The following is an 18518-nucleotide window of genomic DNA, read 5'->3' as shown; positions in this document are numbered from 1 at the left end:
AATCTCATGAAAATCAAAACTATTTTAACGCCAGTAGCCTGCGCTCTACTGATGAGTTTTTCCGCCCATGCCGCTAATGCCGACAATTACAAAAACGTGATTAACCGTACCGGCGCACCGCAGTACATGAAGGATTACGATTACGACGATCACCAGCGTTTTAATCCGTTTTTCGATCTCGGATCCTGGCATGGTCATCTGTTGCCAGACGGCCCGAACACCATGGGCGGTTTTCCAGGCGTTGCGCTGCTGACAGAAGAATACATCAACTTTATGGCCAGCAATTTCGACCGCCTGACCGTCTTGCAGGACGGCAAGAAAGTCAATTTCACGCTGGAGGCATACAGTATTCCCGGCGCGCTGGTACAAAAAATGACAGCAAAAGATGTGCAGGTCGAAATGACTCTTCGCTTCGCCACGCCGCGTACCTCATTACTGGAAACTAAAATCACCAGCAATAAACCGCTGGATCTGGTGTGGGACGGCGAGCTGCTGGAAAAACTGGAAGCGAAGGAAGGGAAACCGATTTCCGATAAAACCATTGCTGGCGAGTACCCTGATTATCAGCGCAAAATCAGCGCCACCCGTGATGGCCTGAAAGTCACCTTTGGCAAAGTGCGCGCCACCTGGGATCTGCTGACCTCCGGCGAATCAGAATATCAGGTGCATAAATCCCTGCCAGTGCAGACTGAAATCAACGGTAATCACTTTACCAGTAAGGCGCATATCAACGGGTCGACGACGCTCTATACCACCTACTCCCACCTGCTGACCGCTCAGGAAGTTAGCAAAGAGCAAATGCAGATCCGCGATATTCTGGCGCGTCCGGCGTTTTATCTCACCGCCTCGCAGCAACGCTGGGAAGAGTACCTGAAGAAAGGGTTAACCAATCCGGATGCGACGCCGGAACAGACGCGCGTCGCGGTGAAAGCCATCGAAACACTCAACGGTAACTGGCGCTCACCGGGCGGGGCGGTGAAATTTAATACCGTCACACCGTCGGTGACCGGGCGCTGGTTCTCCGGCAATCAGACCTGGCCGTGGGATACCTGGAAACAGGCGTTTGCGATGGCGCATTTCAATCCGGAGATCGCCAAAGAGAATATCCGCGCGGTCTTCTCCTGGCAGATCCAACCTGGCGACACCGTGCGTCCACAGGATGTGGGATTTGTCCCCGACCTGATTGCGTGGAACCTTAGCCCCGAGCGTGGCGGCGATGGCGGCAACTGGAACGAACGCAATACCAAGCCCAGCCTTGCCGCCTGGTCGGTGATGGAAGTGTACAACGTCACCCAGGATAAAACCTGGCTGGCAGAGATGTACCCGAAACTGGTGGCCTATCACGACTGGTGGTTACGTAACCGCGATCATAACGGCAACGGCGTGCCGGAATATGGCGCGACCCGCGATAAAGCCCATAACACCAAGAGCGGCGAGATGCTGTTTACGGTGAAAAAAGGCGATAAAGAAGAGACGCTGTCTGGGCTGAACAACTACGCCCGCGTGGTGGAGAAAGGCCAGTACGACAGTCTGGAAATTCCGGCACAAGTTGCTGCGTCGTGGGAATCGGGCCGTGATGACGCCGCCGTCTTTGGGTTTATCGACAAGGAACAGCTGGATAAATATGTCGCTAACGGCGGCAAACGTAGCGACTGGACGGTGAAATTCGCCGAGAACCGCAGCCAGGACGGAACGTTGCTGGGCTACTCGCTATTGCAGGAGTCGGTGGATCAGGCCAGCTATATGTACAGCGATAACCATTATTTGGCAGAGATGGCAACTATCCTCGGTAAGCCGGCAGAGGCCAAACGCTATCGCCAGTTGGCGCAGCAGCTCGCGGACTACATCAATACCTGTATGTTCGACCCGACCACGCAGTTCTACTATGATGTGCGCATTGAAGATAAACCGCTGGCGAACGGCTGTGCGGGCAAACCGATTGTTGAGCGCGGTAAAGGGCCTGAAGGCTGGTCGCCGCTGTTTAACGGTGCGGCAACGCAGGCCAATGCCGACGCGGTGGTGAAGGTGATGCTGGACACCAAAGAGTTCAACACCTTTGTACCGCTGGGAACGGCGGCGTTAACCAACCCGGCTTTTGGCGCGGATATCTACTGGCGCGGGCGCGTATGGGTAGATCAGTTCTGGTTTGGTCTGAAAGGAATGGAGCGTTACGGTTATCGCGATGATGCCCTGAAACTGGCGGATACGTTCTTCCAGCATGCCAAAGGATTAACCGCCGACGGTCCGATTCAGGAGAATTACAACCCTCTGACTGGCGCGCAGCAAGGGGCACCCAATTTCTCCTGGAGTGCCGCACATTTGTATATGTTGTATAACGATTTTTTCCGTAAGCAGTAATTTGCAACGGCTGGCGGATGCGGCGTAAACGCCTTATCCGCCCTACATGTACGTTCCCCCAGGCCGGATAAGACGCGGCAAGCGTCGCATCCGGCATTACCACCAGCGTATTCTTTTTGATTCCCATCACAAACCCCGCATTCCCCTTTTCCCTTTTCCCCGGCGACGGCTAAATTAGAACTCATCCGACCACATAACAATTATTTTACATGCTGGATAATTTATGAGCTACCCGTCGCTGTTTGCCCCGCTTGATTTAGGTTTTACCACGTTAAAAAACCGCGTGTTGATGGGTTCAATGCACACCGGGCTGGAGGAATACCCGGACGGTGCCGAGCGGCTGGCGGCGTTTTATGCTGAACGCGCCCGTCACGGCGTGGCGCTGATCGTTAGCGGCGGTATTGCACCTGATTTAACAGGCGTTGGCATGGAAGGCGGTGCAATGCTCAATGACGTCAGCCAGATCCCGCACCATCGCACCATTACCGAAGCGGTACATCAGGAAGGCGGCAAAATCGCCCTGCAAATTTTGCATACCGGACGCTACAGCTACCAACCGCATCTGGTAGCGCCCTCCGCGTTGCAGGCCCCCATCAACCGTTTCGTTCCTCATGAACTCACCCATGAAGAGATCCTGCGACTGATCGACGATTTCGCCCGCTGCGCGCAACTGGCGCGGGAGGCCGGATACGATGGCGTAGAGGTGATGGGTTCCGAAGGGTATTTGATCAACGAATTTCTGACTCTGCGCACCAACCAGCGTAGTGACCAGTGGGGCGGCGATTACCGCAACCGGATGCGGTTTGCCGTCGAAGTAGTGCGTGCGGTGCGCGAGCGCGTCGGCAACGACTTCATTATTATCTATCGGCTGTCGATGCTCGACCTGGTAGAAGGCGGCGGGACTTTTACCGAAACGGTAGAACTGGCGCAGGCCATTGAAGCGGCGGGCGCAACCATTATCAACACTGGAATAGGCTGGCATGAAGCGCGGATTCCGACCATCGCCACGCCAGTGCCGCGCGGCGCATTTAGCTGGGTCACACGCAAACTGAAAGGTCACGTCTCATTGCCGCTGGTGACCACCAACCGGATTAACGATCCGCAGGTTGCCGACGATATTCTCTCGCGCGGTGATGCCGATATGGTATCGATGGCGCGACCGTTTCTTGCTGATGCGGAGCTGCTGTCAAAAGCGCAATCGGGGCGAGCCGATGAGATCAACACCTGCATTGGCTGCAATCAGGCCTGTCTCGATCAGATCTTTGTCGGCAAGGTCACCTCGTGTCTGGTGAATCCTCGCGCCTGCCACGAAACCAAAATGCCGATCCTTCCCGCCGTGCAGAAAAAAAATCTGGCGGTGGTCGGCGCAGGTCCGGCGGGGCTGGCGTTTGCCATCAATGCGGCGGCGCGTGGTCATCAGGTAACGTTGTTTGATGCACATAGCGAGATCGGCGGGCAGTTTAATATCGCCAAACAGATCCCCGGCAAAGAGGAATTTTACGAAACATTGCGCTACTACCGCCGGATGATCGAAGTGACTGGCGTGACACTGAAACTTAATCACACCGTGACCGCAGATCAGTTAAAGGCGTTCGATGAAACGATCCTCGCCAGTGGGATCGTACCGCGCATTCCGCCCATCGACGGGATCGATCATCCGAAGGTGTTGAGTTATCTCGACGTACTGCGCGACAAAGCGCCGGTGGGCAACAACGTCGCCATCATTGGTTGTGGTGGGATTGGCTTTGATACAGCGATGTATTTGAGTCAGCCAGGGGAGTCCACCAGCCAGAATATCACCGAGTTTTGTAATGAGTGGGGAATCGACAGTAGCCTGCAACAGGGTGGTGGGTTAAGCCCGCAGGGAATGCAGATCCCCCGTAGCCCGCGACAGATTGTGATGCTTCAACGCAAAGCCAGCAAACCAGGGCAAGGGTTGGGCAAAACTACGGGCTGGATCCATCGCACCACCCTGCTCTCACGGGGTGTAAAAATGATCCCAGGCGTAAGTTACCAGAAGATCGACGATGAAGGGCTGCATGTGGTGATCAACGGCGAACCGCAAATTTTTGCGGTAGATCATGTGGTGATCTGCGCGGGGCAGGAGCCAAACCGCACGCTGGCACAACCCTTAATCGATGCAGGAAAAACCGTGCATTTAATCGGCGGTTGCGATGTGGCTACGGAGCTGGACGCACGACGGGCGATCGCGCAGGGAACACGGCTGGCGCTGGAGATTTAAATCGTTGTTTGAAGCGCCGGATGCGACGCATCCGGCACGTCGCGTTAATCAATAAACAAGGCGGGAGAAATGCCGAATCGCGTTGCCAGTTTTTTAGCGTGTTCCAGCGTTAATTTCCTCTTCCCGCTCAAAACGCGTGACACCATCGATTTACTGCCAATTTCCGGCAGATCGGAAAGGGTTAAACCATATTGATCCATAAGGGTACGAATCACAGCTATACCGCCAGGCATGGCTTGAGCCATGGCATTAAATTCAGCAAATTCGGGCGCTGATTCTTCCCACGCGGTTATTTTGGCACACACCAGATCCAGCAAGGGGTTTTCAGGATCGTTGAGCAGCAGATGATCTACCAGTTCCAGCGCCTGGGTGTATTGTTCCTCGTTCTGAATACCCGCCAGAAAAGGTGCCACAGCAGTTAGCTTTTCTCCTGCTTGTAAGATGTCGGCAATCGCAATCATTTTTTCCCCTTAGTACGATGAACGGCGGTAAAGAAATCGTATTCTTTATGCGTCATAACTTCACGTATGTAGCACTTTTGCGATTCAAAAAAGACCATTGCTACAACACGTAATTCATTGCCCCCGACATTGAAAACATAATGCTTATCCAGATATTTGAAGTTATCCAGAGAAGGGAATACTGCTTTTAATGACTCAGGTTTTTTGAAATATCCCTTAGCAATCGTGTTCCCCAGAGCCACCAACTCCGTTTTATGTTGCGGGTATTTTTCCGCAGCATCTTTCAATGCTTTTTGAGTTATCAGGTGCATTCTTCATCACGTCCGTTGACAAATTGGCAACATGATAACATCCGTTGACAGATTGGCAACGGATGAATTTATCTGTGTGACGGAAGAATAAACGTAGAAAAACGCTAAACAAGAGAATGTAGAGGATGGTGACAGGGATTTTTTGTTTTATGGAAGCGCGATTCCAGAACTGGGCAGACATTGCCGGATGCGACGCTTGCCGCGTCTTATCCGACCTGGGGGTAATGTGCTGAACGTAGGCCGGATAAGGCGTTTACGCCGCATCCGGCAGGTAGCTGTCAATCTTACCGACGACGCCCCAGCTTCACCGCTTTCAGCACCACAAATTTATTATTGGTGGCAATGGTGGTGCAGTTGCCAAAAATTTTCTTCAGTTTATGGAAGTAATCCAGGTGACGGTTGGCAACGATATACAGCTCGCCGTTGATTTTCAGGCAGCGGCGCGCGTGGTGGAACATTTCCCAGGCAACGTTATCGGTCAGTGCATGTTGCTGGTGAAACGGCGGGTTGCAGAGCACAGCATTAAAGCGGAACGGCTCCACGCCGGAGAGCGCGTTGTTGATCATAAACTCGCAGCGATCCAACGCCTCTGGCATGTTGGTTTCAACATTCAAACGGCTGGAAGCAACCGCCATCGGTGATTCATCGACAAACACCACTTTCGCCTGCGGGTTTTTATCAAGCAGCGTCAGGCCAATAACGCCGTTACCACAACCGAGATCGACAACCTCACCCTCGAGATTCTCTGGCAGATGCTGCATAAAGAAGCGCGCGCCAATATCCAGACCGGTGCGTGAGAAGACATTCGCATGGTTGTGGATAGTCCAGTCAGTACCCTCCAGCTTCCAGCTAACGGTCTGCGGTGCATCAACCAGCGGCGGCTCGTTGAAAGTGCAGTTAATCAGGCGCGCTTTCTTCCATGCCAGCGTGGTGGTGGTCGGGCCGAGCACTTTTTCGAACAGTTCCAGCGTGGAGGTGTGAATGTCACGGGCTTTAGCACCGGCAATAATACGTGTATCCGGCGTGACCACGTTGCGCAATGCGCGCAGTTGCTGTTCCAGCAATGCCAGTGTTTTCGGCACTTTGATCAGTACCACGCCCGGCTGCTGCGGGTAGTCAGCGGTGCTGTCGAGAAACTTCACGCTCGATTCATCAATCCCGTTGAGGCGTAAATTCTCGCGCGTCGCCAGTTCGCTGATGTATGAGTCGCCAATGCTGTACGGCTTATGTTCCGCCAGCGCACAACTTAACGCACCAAAGGCATCATTCAGGATTAACACCGGGCCGCGGATTTCTGTGTCGTCCAACTGTTGCAGCAAATATTCATCTGCCGCTTCCCACGCCTGTAGCGGGTTAACGTCATCCGTCGCCGGAAAACGTTGTAGTGTCAGTGAACGGAAACCGTTGTCTAAGTGGCTCATCGGCCCTCCTGAATGATAAAATTTCGACGTTGCCCCTGAAAAGGGTGCGTGAGTATACCCTTTTTCTCTTTTTCGTGGGCGGTTATGAGCAATCTTACTTATCTTCAGGGTTATCCCGAACAGTTGCTTTCCCAGGTGCGCACGCTGATTAATGAACAGCGTCTGGGCGATGTGCTGGCAAAACGCTATCCAGGAACGCACGACTACGCCACCGATAAAGCCCTCTGGCAATATACTCAGGATCTGAAAAATCAGTTTCTGCGCAATGCCCCGCCGATCAATAAAGTGATGTATGACAACAAGATCCATGTGCTGAAAAACTCGCTCGGGTTACATACCGCTGTTTCGCGTGTGCAGGGCGGCAAGCTGAAAGCAAAAGCAGAGATCCGCGTCGCTACCGTGTTTCGCAACGCGCCGGAACCGTTTTTGCGCATGATCGTGGTGCACGAGTTGGCGCACCTGAAGGAGAAAGAGCACAACAAAGCGTTCTATCAATTGTGCTGTCATATGGAGCCGCAGTACCACCAGCTTGAATTCGACACTCGTCTGTGGCTAACGCAGTTGTCGCTTGGGCAGGACAAAATCTGAAAATGATGTCAGGCGTTATCTTTTCTTCCTTTAGCGCCTAAAATCGACCTCCCCCCTTTCGTTAAGGATAACGACCATGCTGCGCGCCTTTGCCCGCCTTCTTCTCCGTATTTGTTTTTCTCGCCGGACTCTAAAGCTTGGCTGTTTATTGTTGCTTATAGCAGGAGCGACCATTTTTATTGCCGATCGCGTTATGGTCAACGCCAGCAAGCAGCTGACCTGGAGCAATGTCAACGCCGTTCCGGCGCGTAACGTGGGTTTATTGCTGGGAGCGAGGCCGGGTAATCGCTACTTTACCCGACGTATTGATACCGCAGCAGAGTTGTACCACGCCGGAAAAGTGAAATGGCTACTAGTGAGCGGCGATAACGGACGTAAAAATTACGATGAAGCCTCAGGCATGCAGCAGGCTTTGATCGCTAAAGGCGTACCCGCAAAAGTCATCTTCTGCGACTATGCCGGATTCTCAACGCTTGATTCGGTGGTGCGTGCCAAAAAGGTGTTTGGTGAAAGCCATATCACTATTATTTCGCAAGAATTTCATAACCAACGCGCCATCTGGCTGGCAAAACAGTACGGCATCGATGCCATCGGGTTTAACGCACCAGACCTGAATATGAAACATGGTTTTTATACTCAGCTGCGGGAGAAACTCGCTCGCGTCAGCGCAGTGATTGACGCGAAAATCCTCCATCGACAGCCGAAATATCTCGGGCCGTCGGTCATGATTGGGCCGTTTAGCGAGCATGGCTGTCCGGCGAAAGAATAATGCGTATCTGCGCACGTCGAAGATGAAAAAGGCGTGCTACATTGACGACAGAATCCCTTTATGGAGTATCCACGCGTTATGATACGTTTCGCTGTGATTGGCACGAACTGGATCACTCGCCAGTTCGTCGAGGCCGCCCATGAGAGCGGTAAATACAAGTTAACCGCTGTCTATTCCCGCAGCCTTGAACAGGCCCAGCACTTCGCCAATGATTTTTCTGTCGAGCATCTGTTTACATCGCTGGAAGCGATGGCAGAAAGCGATGCCATTGACGCGGTGTATATTGCCAGCCCGAATGCCCTGCATTTTTCCCAGACACAACTTTTCCTTAGCCATAAAACTCATGTGATTTGCGAGAAACCGCTGGCGTCGAATCTGGCGGAAGTGGATGCCGCCATTGCCTGTGCGCGGGAAAATCAGGTGGTGCTGTTTGAGGCATTTAAAACAGCCAGCCTGCCGAACTTTCATTTGCTGCGCCAGGCGCTGCCGAAAGTAGGCAAACTGCGGAAAGTCTTTTTCAACTATTGCCAGTATTCCTCGCGATATCAACGTTATCTGGACGGCGAGAATCCCAACACCTTCAATCCGGCATTCTCCAACGGTTCAATTATGGATATCGGCTTTTACTGTCTGGCGTCGGCGGTGGCGTTATTTGGTGAACCGAAAAGCGTGCAGGCAACCGCCAGTTTGCTGGCAAGTGGTGTGGATGCCCACGGCGTGGTGGTGATGGATTACGGTGATTTCAGCGTTACCTTGCAGCACTCAAAGGTCAGTGATTCTGTGCTGGCAAGTGAGATTCAGGGCGAAGCGGGATCGCTGGTGATTGAAAAACTGTCTGAATGCCAGAAAGTTTGCTATGTGCCGCGCGGCAGCCAGATGCAGGATCTTACCCAGCCGCAGCATATTAATACCATGCTGTACGAAGCAGAGCTGTTCGCTACCCTGGTGGATGAACATCTGGTAGATCATCCAGGGCTGGCGGTCAGTCGTATCACCGCCAGGCTGCTGACCGAGATCCGCCGCCAGACCGGGGTGATTTTTCCGGCAGATAGCGTAAAACTATAATAGCCAAAGTAAAACAGTGTAAAAGGGATGTAACAGACCATTGACTGACCGAATGGTCTGTCATACTTTGTTACCTGCAAAGGGGAGTAACTTCATTGCCGGTCGATCGTCATTACGATGTGTGAAAAACCACATCCGGTCACCGGGCAACCTGAAAGGAATACGCAGACGTATTCCTTTTTTGTTGTAAGTGAGACCTTGCCGGAAGGCGAGGTCTATGCATAAAAAGCAGCGGCTGACGTCTTCCGACGTTGGCCGTTTTTTTATGTGTAAGGAACTTCTATGAATACTGTCGGCACGCCGTTGCTATGGGGCGGATTCGCTGTTGTTGTCGTCATTATGCTGGCTATCGACCTGTTGTTGCAGGGGCGTCGCGGGGCACATGCGATGACCATGAAACAGGCTGCGGCCTGGTCGCTGGTCTGGGTGACACTGTCGTTATTGTTTAATGCCGCTTTCTGGTGGTATCTGGCGCAGACACAGGGGCGCGAAGTCGCGGACCCTCAGGCATTGGCCTTCCTCACGGGTTATCTGATTGAGAAATCACTGGCGGTCGATAACGTCTTCGTCTGGCTGATGTTGTTCAGCTATTTCTCTGTTCCGGCGGCATTACAACGCCGCGTGCTCGTGTATGGCGTACTCGGGGCGATTGTTCTGCGTACCATCATGATCTTCACTGGCAGCTGGCTGATTTCGCAGTTCGACTGGATCCTGTATATCTTCGGTGCCTTCCTGCTGTTTACTGGCGTGAAGATGGCGCTGGCTCATGAAGATGAATCAGGTATTGGTGACAAGCCGCTGGTGCGCTGGCTGCGCGGTCATTTGCGTATGACCGACACCATCGACAACGAGCATTTCTTTGTGCGTAAGAATGGTTTGTTGTATGCCACGCCGCTGATGCTGGTACTGATTCTGGTGGAGTTGAGCGACGTGATTTTCGCCGTGGATAGCATTCCGGCTATCTTCGCCGTGACCACCGATCCGTTTATTGTGCTGACCTCAAACCTGTTTGCGATCCTCGGCCTGCGTGCGATGTATTTCCTGTTGGCGGGCGTAGCAGAACGTTTCTCGATGCTCAAATATGGTCTGGCGGTAATTCTGGTGTTTATCGGTATCAAGATGCTGATTGTCGATTTCTACCATATTCCGATCGCCGTTTCGCTGGGCGTGGTGTTTGGTATTCTGGTGATGACGTTTATTATCAACGCCTGGGTGAATTATCGGCATGATAAGCAGCGGGTGGGATAATTCGCTGTATATTAAGCCACTACGGGTGATAACTCATTCCAGACAAAGATGAGCGATTAAGTATGTAACCGACTTATAGCTCTTTACAAAAAGATCGCTTGGGTGTTAGTGGCGTCAAAATCACCGAAGCGTTCCCTGGAGGCCGGGGCAGCGGCGATTGGCCGCTCCCTGCGCCAGTGACTTTATATGGCATAGCACATCACAGGAGCGCAACAGTTCTCATATGCCAAATAGTTTTGCCTATATGTTATCTAATCAGTCTCAGCAGCCAGTCCTTCTGTCTGTTTATGTCAAACAAATGTAATCATTAAGTTGCAAAATATGACCTCTCTTTAAAATCCAGCATTTTTCGCTTCCCGAAGCTGTAACTTTCCTTATACTCGACCTTGCAAACACTTTGTTACATCCTGAAAGATGCGTCGACAGAACGCACCAGGGATGTGCGACAACACAATGAAAGGATCGAAAAATGACTACGCAACGTTCACCGGGGCTATTCCGGCGTCTGGCTCATGGCAGCCTGGTAAAACAAATCCTGGTCGGCCTTGTTCTGGGGATTCTTCTGGCATGGATCTCAAAACCGGCGGCGGAAGCTGTCGGTCTGTTAGGTACTTTGTTCGTCGGCGCACTGAAAGCCGTTGCCCCCATCCTGGTGTTGATGCTGGTAATGGCGTCTATTGCTAACCACCAGCACGGGCAGAAAACCAATATCCGTCCTATTTTGTTCCTCTATCTACTGGGCACCTTCTCTGCTGCTCTGGCCGCAGTAGTCTTCAGCTTTGCCTTCCCTTCTACCCTGCACTTGTCCAGTAGCGCGGGTGATATTTCGCCGCCGTCAGGCATTGTCGAAGTGATGCGCGGGCTGGTAATGAGCATGGTTTCCAACCCCATCGACGCGCTGCTGAAAGGTAACTACATCGGGATTCTGGTGTGGGCAATTGGCCTCGGTTTCGCACTGCGTCATGGTAACGAGACCACCAAAAACCTGGTCAACGATATGTCGAATGCCGTCACCTTTATGGTGAAACTGGTCATTCGCTTCGCACCGATCGGTATTTTTGGGTTGGTTTCTTCTACCCTGGCTACCACCGGTTTCTCCACACTGTGGGGCTACGCGCAACTGCTGGTCGTGCTGGTTGGCTGTATGTTACTGGTGGCGCTGGTGGTTAACCCATTGCTGGTGTGGTGGAAAATTCGTCGTAACCCGTTCCCGCTGGTGCTGCTGTGCCTGCGTGAAAGCGGTGTGTATGCCTTCTTCACCCGCAGCTCTGCGGCGAACATTCCGGTGAATATGGCGCTGTGTGAAAAGCTGAATCTGGATCGCGATACCTATTCCGTTTCTATTCCGCTGGGTGCAACGATCAATATGGCGGGCGCAGCAATCACCATTACCGTGTTGACGCTGGCTGCGGTTAATACGCTGGGTATTCCGGTGGATCTACCAACGGCGCTGCTGTTGAGCGTAGTGGCTTCTCTGTGCGCCTGTGGTGCGTCCGGCGTGGCAGGTGGTTCTCTGCTGCTGATCCCGCTGGCCTGTAATATGTTCGGTATTTCGAACGATATCGCCATGCAGGTGGTTGCCGTCGGCTTTATCATCGGCGTATTGCAGGACTCTTGCGAAACCGCGCTGAACTCTTCAACTGACGTGCTGTTCACTGCGGCAGCTTGCCAGGCAGAAGACGATCGTCTGGCAAATAGCGCCCTGCGTAACTAATACTTAGCCCCTTTCGTCTACGGCGGAAGGGGTTTTCTCCACTTTAAACGGATCAATTCCCCTTTTCTGCATCCGCCAGAAACGAATGATATTCAGGCCATTCATGAGCAGAAAACTCCCCTCAATCATCGTGCCGCCTATCGACCCCGCCCAGAAGTTGTGAATCACCCAGCAACACGTTGAAAACCACATTACGCAGCGCATGGTCAGCCCTTTACAGCGGAATAGCGCCCAGGTACTGACAATCGTGCCGATAACCGGCAATAGTTCGACAGGATGATGGAACTTCGCGAGGCCAATTCCGCCAGTCAGCACAATAAAAATCGCCATTACCCATAAGCTGCGCGTGCGTAAGGTAATCAGCGTACGAATGGCATTAAGGATGGCACTGGCACCAGCGGGATAGGTGCCCAGAAGAAAAAAATGTACGCCAATAACGGCGCTATAGACCGAAAGCTGCTTTTTGAAGCGACGTTCGTCACGATTGAAAAATGTTGTGATACCAATCAGAAAGGCGATGACACCCACGCCCTGGGCCAGCCAATACGCGGTCATGATAAATCCTTAGCAGGTATGGAAAAGCAAACGGCGCTTCACATTATGAAACGCCGTTTTTTATTAACAACTCATTTCGACTTTATAGCGTTACGCCGCTTTTAAAGATCGCCAGTTCGCGGAAGTCGTTACGCTCGTTGCAGGTTTGTTTACCATTGGCAAACTCAACGATGGTGTCGATAAATTCTTCCAGCAACTGCGGCATCGCTTTACCGTGGATCAGCTGACCCGCGTCAAAGTCGATCCAGTGTTTTTTCTTCGCCGCCAGTTCACTGTTGGTGGCGATTTTCACCGTCGGCACAAATCCACCATACGGCGTGCCACGACCAGTACTGAACAGCACCATATGGCAGCCCGCACCCGCCAGGGCGCTGGTCGCTACGGCATCGTTACCCGGCGCACTTAACAAGTTCAGCCCCGGCGTTTTCAGACGCTCGCCGTAACGCAGCACGTCAACCACGACGCTGGAACCCGCTTTCTGGGTACAGCCAAGTGATTTGTCTTCCAGCGTGGTGATACCGCCCGCTTTGTTCCCCGGCGATGGGTTTTCATAGATCGGCTGGTCATGGGCAATAAAGTACTGTTTGAAGTCGTTGACCATAGTGACCAGTTTTTCAAACGTTGCTTCGTCGCGGCAATGGTCCATCAGCAACTGCTCTGCGCCAAACATCTCCGGCACTTCGGTCAGTACGGTAGTACCGCCGTTAGCAATCACGTAGTCAGAGAAACGCCCCAGCATCGGGTTAGCAGTAATACCAGAAAGACCGTCAGAACCACCGCACTCCAGACCAAACTTCAGTTCGCTGAGTTTGCCTGGCTCACGTTTGTCGTTGCGCATTACGTTATACAACTGATGCAAATGCGCGATCCCGGCTTCGATCTCATCATCCTGCTGTTGGCAGATCATGAAATGAACGCGTTCAGGATCGATATCACCCAGCGTTTCACGGAATGCGGCAACCTGGTTGTTTTCACATCCCAGACCAATGACCAACACGGCGCCTGCGTTCGGGTGGCGCACCATGTTTTGCAGCATGGTGCGGGTATTGATGTGATCGTCGCCCAGCTGCGAGCAGCCGTAGGTGTGGCTGAAGAGGAACACGCCGTCAGTGCCTTCGGCGTTGTTGGTCTCTTTCAGGAAACGGTTCTGGATCTGTCGTGCGATGCCGTTGACACAGCCTACGGTTGGCAGGATCCACAGCTCGTTACGCACCCCGACATCGCCGTTAGCGCGACGATAGATCTGCACTTCACGATCTGCCGCTTGCGCAGGCAGATCCTGAAAATCAGGTTGATAGCGATACTGATCCAGATCGCTCAGATTCGTGCGCGTATTGTGGGCGTGAACGTGTTCCCCCGCCGCAATATCCGCCAATGCATAACCAATCGGCAGGCCATATTTAATGACGTTGGCCCCTTTTGCGATATCCGTTAACGCAAATTTATGTCCACGAGCAACATCCTGGCGCAGCGTAACAGTTTGGTTGTCGACACTGACTTCTGTGCCTTCCGCCAAATCTGCTAAAGCAACCGCGACGTTATCCAGCGCATGGATCTTGATGTATTGCATATCAACCCCAGACCTTAGTTCAGTTCAATGGCGAAGTAGTCACGCGCATTGTTAAAGCAAATATTTTTCACCATCTCGCCCAGCAGGTTGATGTCCGCCGGTGCTTCGCCCGCTTCCACCCAGCGGCCAATCATCTGGCACAGAATGCGGCGGAAGTATTCGTGACGGGTGTATGACAGGAAGCTACGGCTGTCAGTCAGCATACCGACAAAGCGGCTCAGCAGACCGAGCTGCGCCAGTTGGGTCATCTGACGTTCCATACCGTCTTTCTGATCATTAAACCACCAGCCGGAACCGAACTGCATTTTGCCCGGCATACCTTCGCCCTGGAAGTTACCGATCATGGTGCCCAGCACTTCGTTATCGCGCGGGTTCAGGCAGTAGAGAATGGTTTTCGGCAGCAGGTTTTCTTCGTTCTGCTTGCTCAGCAGCTTAGACAGTTCTTCCGCCATCGGACGGTCGTTGATGGAGTCAAAGCCTACATCCGGCCCCAGCAGTTTGAACTGACGCAAGTTGTTATTACGCAGTGCGCCAATGTGGTACTGCTGTACCCAGCCGCGACGTGCATATTCAGCGCCAAGGAACACCAGCACCGCAGTTTTGAACTGTGCCACTTCGTGCTCGCTCAGGGTTTCGCCTGCCAGACGGCGCGCCAGAATGCTATCCAGTTCCGCTTCGTTCGCTTCGGCAAACATCACCACGTCCAGCGCATGATCAGACACTTTACAGCCGTGAGCGGCGAAGTGATCCAGACGCTTGGTCAGGACAGTTTGCAGGTCAGCAAAACGACGGATGTCGGTATCAGAGACTTCACCCAGCTTCGCCATGTAGTCGTTAAAGGTCGCCTGTTCGATGTTGAAGGCTTTGTCCGGACGCCAGCTCGGTAGCACTTTAATGGTGAAAGAGCCGTCTTTGGCGATCTCTGCGTGATGCTCCAGAGAATCGATCGGATCGTCGGTGGTGCCGACCATTTTCACGTTCATCTGCTGCATGATGCCGCGCGCAGAGAAATTATCCTGCGCCAGCAGTTCGTTACATTCGTTCCAGATTTCGTCAGCGGTAGACGGGGAAAGCAATTTGCCGGTAATACCAAATGGACGACGCAGTTCGAGGTGCGTCCAGTGGTATAACGGGTTGCCGATAGTGTGCGGAACGGTCGCCGCCCAGGCGTCAAATTTTTCTCGGTCAGATGCATCACCAGTACACAGACGCTCAGCCACGCCATTAGTGCGCATAGCACGCCATTTGTAGTGATCACCTTTCAGCCAGATGTCATACAGATTTTTAAAGCGGTAGTCTTCTGCGATTTGCTGCGGCGGCAAATGGCAATGGTAATCGAAAATCGGCTGGTCTTTTGCGTAGTCGTGATACAGACGGCGGGCAAATTCGGTATCTAACAGGAAATCTTCAGTCATAAACGGAGTCATTTTCGTCTTCCTCTCAACGAGTGAGCTAGCTTGCTTATGGTGCGATGCTGACAAAGTTATCACACCAATTTCCAGAGTCCGAAGATATTTTCGTGAGATAGATCAATAAACGTAGTTAAAAAAATTACTCTCAAAGTGGTAAATCTCGCTGCAAGCCGCGCCAGTACTGGCCTCGCTGTCATCAGGTAATGTCCCTACAAATATTCCCACATTTGTGATGGCTCTCACCTTTTAAAGTTGTATGACAAGTTATCTTTCTGCCGTCGCAAATCATAAGTCGACGGAATGCAAATTGCCGATTCATTCATTTGTTAGATGAATCGGGTTAACCGGTACGGAAGCCGAATTAGCACGAAACTTTCATGGCAACGTTCGGGGCGTGCCGGTTTTTTTTCGGTTACCCGGTCGTAACTAACATCTTCAGCCTCTGGCGGGATGATGGCCGCGCTTCCTGCGGATATAACAAAACGATGAGGTTTTACATGCGTAAAATTAAAGGGTTACGTTGGTATATGATCGCACTGGTGACGCTCGGCACTGTGCTTGGTTACCTGACGCGTAACACTGTGGCGGCAGCTGCGCCAACTCTGATGGAAGAGTTAAACATCTCCACCCAACAGTATTCCTATATCATCGCAGCCTATTCTGCTGCTTATACGGTCATGCAACCGGTAGCAGGTTATGTACTGGATGTGCTGGGTACGAAAATCGGTTACGCAATGTTTGCTGTACTGTGGGCTGTGTTCTGTGGCGCAACCGCGCTGGCAGGTAGCTGGGGTGGCCTGGCGGTTGCTCGTGGTGCGGTAGGTGCTGCAGAGGCGGCGATGATCCCGGCGGGTCTGAAAGCCAGTTCCGAATGGTTCCCGGCAAAAGAGCGTTCCATCGCGGTCGGCTACTTTAACGTAGGTTCTTCGATTGGTGCGATGATTGCGCCGCCGCTGGTGGTATGGGCAATCGTGATGCACAGCTGGCAGATGGCATTTATCATCTCCGGTGCGTTGAGCTTTATCTGGGCGATGGCATGGCTGATTTTCTACAAGCATCCGCGCGACCAGAAACATCTGACCGATGAAGAACGTGACTACATTATTAATGGTCAGGAAGCCCAGCACCAGGTTGACACAGCGAAGAAAATGTCCGTTGGTCAGATCCTGCGTAACCGTCAGTTCTGGGGTATCGCGCTACCGCGTTTCCTGGCTGAACCGGCCTGGGGTACTTTTAACGCGTGGATCCCGCTGTTCATGTTTAAAGTTTACGGCTTTAACCTGAAAGAGATCGCGATGTTCGCCTGGATGCCGATGCTGTTTGCTGACCTTGGTTGTATCCTCGGTGGTTACCTGCCGCCGCTGTTCCAGCGTTGGTTTGGCGTGAACCTGATCGTTTCCCGTAAGATGGTAGTAACGCTGGGTGCGGTGCTGATGATTGGCCCAGGTATGATCGGTCTGTTCACTAACCCGTATGTCGCGATTATGCTGCTGTGTATCGGTGGTTTTGCTCACCAGGCCCTGTCTGGCGCACTGATTACGCTCTCTTCTGACGTGTTCGGTCGTAACGAAGTGGCGACGGCGAACGGTTTAACCGGGATGTCCGCATGGCTGGCAAGTACGCTGTTTGCACTGGTAGTCGGTGCACTGGCTGACACCATCGGCTTCAGCCCGCTGTTCGCAGTTCTGGCAGTATTCGACCTGCTGGGTGCGCTGGTTATCTGGACTGTGTTGCAGAACAAACCGGCGATTGAGGTGGCGCAGGAATCACATAACGATCCCGCACCGCAACATTAAGGCTTCGTGTAAGTTTTAGTTTCCCTTCAAAGCCGCCTTCTCAGGCGGCTTTTTCATCACTGTGAGTAGAGCTAAACTCGCAAAAGTGGTATAACAAATATAGTCTGCCGTATCATGCCTGGAGCGCATATGGAAATCACTGAACCACGCCGTTTGTATCAACAACTTGCCGCTGATCTGAAAGAGCGCATCGAACAGGGCGTCTATCTGGTGGGTGATAAACTACCTGCTGAGCGCTTTATTGCCGATGAAAAAAACGTCAGTCGCACCGTGGTTCGTGAAGCCATCATCATGCTTGAAGTTGAAGGCTATGTAGAGGTGCGTAAAGGCTCGGGTATTCATGTGGTTTCCAACCAGCCGCGCCATCAGCAGTCAGCTGACACTAATATGGAATTCGCCAATTACGGTCCGTTTGAGCTGCTTCAGGCACGTCAGCTCATCGAAAGTAATATTGCCGAGTTCGCAGCGACCCAGGTAACCAAACAGGACATCATGAAACTGATGGCCATCCAGGAGCAGGCGCGCGGCGAACAATGCTTCCGTGATTCCGAATGGGATTTACAGTTCCATATTCAGGTTGCCCTGGCGACGCAGAACTCCGCCCTGGCAGCCATCGTTGAAAAAATGTGGACCCAACGTAGCCATAACCCATACTGGAAAAAACTGCACGAGCATATTGATGCCCGTACTGTCGATAACTGGTGCGATGACCACGATCAGATCCTCAAAGCGTTAATTCGCAAAGATCCCCATGCCGCTAAGCTGGCAATGTGGCAGCATCTGGAAAACACCAAGATCATGTTATTTAACGAAACCAGCGACGATTTCGAGTTCAATGCCGACCGCTATCTGTTCGCCGAAAATCCCGTTGTGCATCTTGATACGGCCACCAGCGGCAGCAAATGAAATCCCCATTCGGCAGGCGCAACGACGCGCCTGTTTGCCTCGTCGGTAAGCGAAAAGTATAAAGTGTCAGCCTGTGTAAATCCTCTCGCCACCCTCCCCTGC

At 52.5% G+C, this 18518-nt stretch carries 15 protein-coding genes; 9 read left to right on the top strand and 6 right to left on the bottom strand.

The window, feature by feature from the left end; genetic code table 11:
- The first annotated feature begins 6 nt into the window (after window positions 1–6).
- A complete protein-coding gene (gene ygjK / locus FQ015_RS09515; RefSeq protein ID WP_160523986.1) occupies window positions 7–2358 on the top strand; it encodes an alpha-glucosidase in 2352 nt (783 codons plus the stop codon).
- Window positions 2359–2581: 223 nt separating this feature from the next.
- Complete coding sequence (fadH, locus tag FQ015_RS09510; protein ID WP_160523985.1) at window positions 2582–4600, top strand: NADPH-dependent 2,4-dienoyl-CoA reductase; 2019 nt, start codon at window positions 2582–2584, stop codon at window positions 4598–4600.
- A gap of 44 nt (window positions 4601–4644) precedes the next feature.
- Here fadH and higA read toward each other — a convergent pair whose 3' ends face one another.
- The 3 genes from higA to rlmG form a co-directional block, all read right to left on the bottom strand.
- Window positions 4645–5061 (bottom strand): type II toxin-antitoxin system antitoxin HigA, encoded by a 417-nt coding sequence (gene higA / locus FQ015_RS09505; protein ID WP_000560266.1) that lies wholly within the window; start codon window positions 5059–5061, stop codon window positions 4645–4647.
- On the bottom strand, window positions 5058–5372 hold the full coding sequence (higB, locus tag FQ015_RS09500; protein WP_000550189.1) for a type II toxin-antitoxin system toxin HigB: 315 nt from the start codon (window positions 5370–5372) through the stop codon (window positions 5058–5060). The genes higA and higB overlap by 4 nt, the downstream gene beginning before the upstream one ends.
- Before the next feature lie 284 nt (window positions 5373–5656).
- Window positions 5657–6793: a 23S rRNA (guanine(1835)-N(2))-methyltransferase RlmG gene (gene rlmG, locus FQ015_RS09495; protein ID WP_039021360.1), complete on the bottom strand. Its 1137-nt coding sequence runs from the start codon at window positions 6791–6793 to the stop codon at window positions 5657–5659.
- Window positions 6794–6877: 84 nt separating this feature from the next.
- On the opposite strand from rlmG, the gene FQ015_RS09490 reads away from it, so the two are divergent.
- From FQ015_RS09490 to sstT, 5 genes are all read left to right on the top strand, one after another.
- On the top strand, window positions 6878–7381 hold the full coding sequence (locus FQ015_RS09490) for a M48 metallopeptidase family protein (protein WP_160523984.1): 504 nt from the start codon (window positions 6878–6880) through the stop codon (window positions 7379–7381).
- A gap of 76 nt (window positions 7382–7457) precedes the next feature.
- A complete protein-coding gene (locus tag FQ015_RS09485; RefSeq protein WP_160523983.1) occupies window positions 7458–8150 on the top strand; it encodes a SanA/YdcF family protein in 693 nt (230 codons plus the stop codon).
- Window positions 8151–8228: 78 nt separating this feature from the next.
- Window positions 8229–9215: a Gfo/Idh/MocA family protein gene (locus FQ015_RS09480; protein ID WP_160523982.1), complete on the top strand. Its 987-nt coding sequence runs from the start codon at window positions 8229–8231 to the stop codon at window positions 9213–9215.
- A gap of 282 nt (window positions 9216–9497) precedes the next feature.
- The gene (gene alx, locus FQ015_RS09475; RefSeq protein ID WP_001098830.1) at window positions 9498–10463 is read left to right on the top strand and encodes a TerC family membrane protein Alx; all 966 of its coding nucleotides are present in this window, start codon (window positions 9498–9500) and stop codon (window positions 10461–10463) included.
- 469 nt (window positions 10464–10932) lie between these two features.
- The gene (gene sstT, locus FQ015_RS09470; protein ID WP_000211655.1) at window positions 10933–12177 is read left to right on the top strand and encodes a serine/threonine transporter SstT; all 1245 of its coding nucleotides are present in this window, start codon (window positions 10933–10935) and stop codon (window positions 12175–12177) included.
- 3 nt (window positions 12178–12180) lie between these two features.
- On the opposite strand, the gene FQ015_RS09465 is transcribed toward sstT, so the two are convergent.
- The 3 genes from FQ015_RS09465 to uxaC all read right to left on the bottom strand — a co-directional run bounded on the left by FQ015_RS09465 (window position 12181) and on the right by uxaC (window position 15729).
- The gene (locus tag FQ015_RS09465; protein ID WP_000128138.1) at window positions 12181–12732 is read right to left on the bottom strand and encodes a YgjV family protein; all 552 of its coding nucleotides are present in this window, start codon (window positions 12730–12732) and stop codon (window positions 12181–12183) included.
- A gap of 82 nt (window positions 12733–12814) precedes the next feature.
- A complete protein-coding gene (uxaA, locus tag FQ015_RS09460) occupies window positions 12815–14302 on the bottom strand; it encodes an altronate dehydratase (protein WP_001199369.1) in 1488 nt (495 codons plus the stop codon).
- 14 nt (window positions 14303–14316) lie between these two features.
- A complete protein-coding gene (gene uxaC, locus FQ015_RS09455) occupies window positions 14317–15729 on the bottom strand; it encodes a glucuronate isomerase (RefSeq protein WP_160523981.1) in 1413 nt (470 codons plus the stop codon).
- Between the two features lie 482 nt (window positions 15730–16211).
- Here uxaC and exuT point away from each other — a divergent pair, with 482 nt between their 5' ends.
- The gene (gene exuT / locus FQ015_RS09450; protein WP_001298326.1) at window positions 16212–17510 is read left to right on the top strand and encodes a hexuronate transporter ExuT; all 1299 of its coding nucleotides are present in this window, start codon (window positions 16212–16214) and stop codon (window positions 17508–17510) included.
- 129 nt (window positions 17511–17639) lie between these two features.
- Entirely contained in the window at window positions 17640–18416 is a 777-nt protein-coding gene (gene exuR / locus FQ015_RS09445) for a transcriptional regulator ExuR (RefSeq protein WP_000406496.1), read from the top strand.
- Window positions 18417–18518: the final 102 nt, after the last annotated feature.

Source organism: Escherichia sp. HH26CH, assembly GCF_009820205.1.
Lineage (GTDB): Bacteria > Pseudomonadota > Gammaproteobacteria > Enterobacterales > Enterobacteriaceae > Escherichia > Escherichia coli_F.
Note: the sequence above shows the minus strand (reverse complement) of the source record. Positions and strands in the feature narration are given on the sequence as shown.

Bases quoted from the DNA above. Each gene is read 5' to 3' on its own strand.
- FQ015_RS09480 (WP_160523982.1), top strand. From the start codon at position 8,229: ATGATACGTTTCGCTGTGATTGGCACGAACTGGATCACTCGCCAGTTC.
- FQ015_RS09465 (WP_000128138.1), bottom strand. From the start codon at position 12,732: ATGACCGCGTATTGGCTGGCCCAGGGCGTGGGTGTCATCGCCTTTCTG.
- sstT (WP_000211655.1), top strand. From the start codon at position 10,933: ATGACTACGCAACGTTCACCGGGGCTATTCCGGCGTCTGGCTCATGGC.
- alx (WP_001098830.1), top strand. From the start codon at position 9,498: ATGAATACTGTCGGCACGCCGTTGCTATGGGGCGGATTCGCTGTTGTT.
- FQ015_RS09485 (WP_160523983.1), top strand. From the start codon at position 7,458: ATGCTGCGCGCCTTTGCCCGCCTTCTTCTCCGTATTTGTTTTTCTCGC.
- exuR (WP_000406496.1), top strand. From the start codon at position 17,640: ATGGAAATCACTGAACCACGCCGTTTGTATCAACAACTTGCCGCTGAT.
- ygjK (WP_160523986.1), top strand. From the start codon at position 7: ATGAAAATCAAAACTATTTTAACGCCAGTAGCCTGCGCTCTACTGATG.
- uxaA (WP_001199369.1), bottom strand. From the start codon at position 14,302: ATGCAATACATCAAGATCCATGCGCTGGATAACGTCGCGGTTGCTTTA.
- exuT (WP_001298326.1), top strand. From the start codon at position 16,212: ATGCGTAAAATTAAAGGGTTACGTTGGTATATGATCGCACTGGTGACG.
- higA (WP_000560266.1), bottom strand. From the start codon at position 5,061: ATGATTGCGATTGCCGACATCTTACAAGCAGGAGAAAAGCTAACTGCT.
- FQ015_RS09490 (WP_160523984.1), top strand. From the start codon at position 6,878: ATGAGCAATCTTACTTATCTTCAGGGTTATCCCGAACAGTTGCTTTCC.
- uxaC (WP_160523981.1), bottom strand. From the start codon at position 15,729: ATGACTCCGTTTATGACTGAAGATTTCCTGTTAGATACCGAATTTGCC.
- higB (WP_000550189.1), bottom strand. From the start codon at position 5,372: ATGCACCTGATAACTCAAAAAGCATTGAAAGATGCTGCGGAAAAATAC.
- rlmG (WP_039021360.1), bottom strand. From the start codon at position 6,793: ATGAGCCACTTAGACAACGGTTTCCGTTCACTGACACTACAACGTTTT.
- fadH (WP_160523985.1), top strand. From the start codon at position 2,582: ATGAGCTACCCGTCGCTGTTTGCCCCGCTTGATTTAGGTTTTACCACG.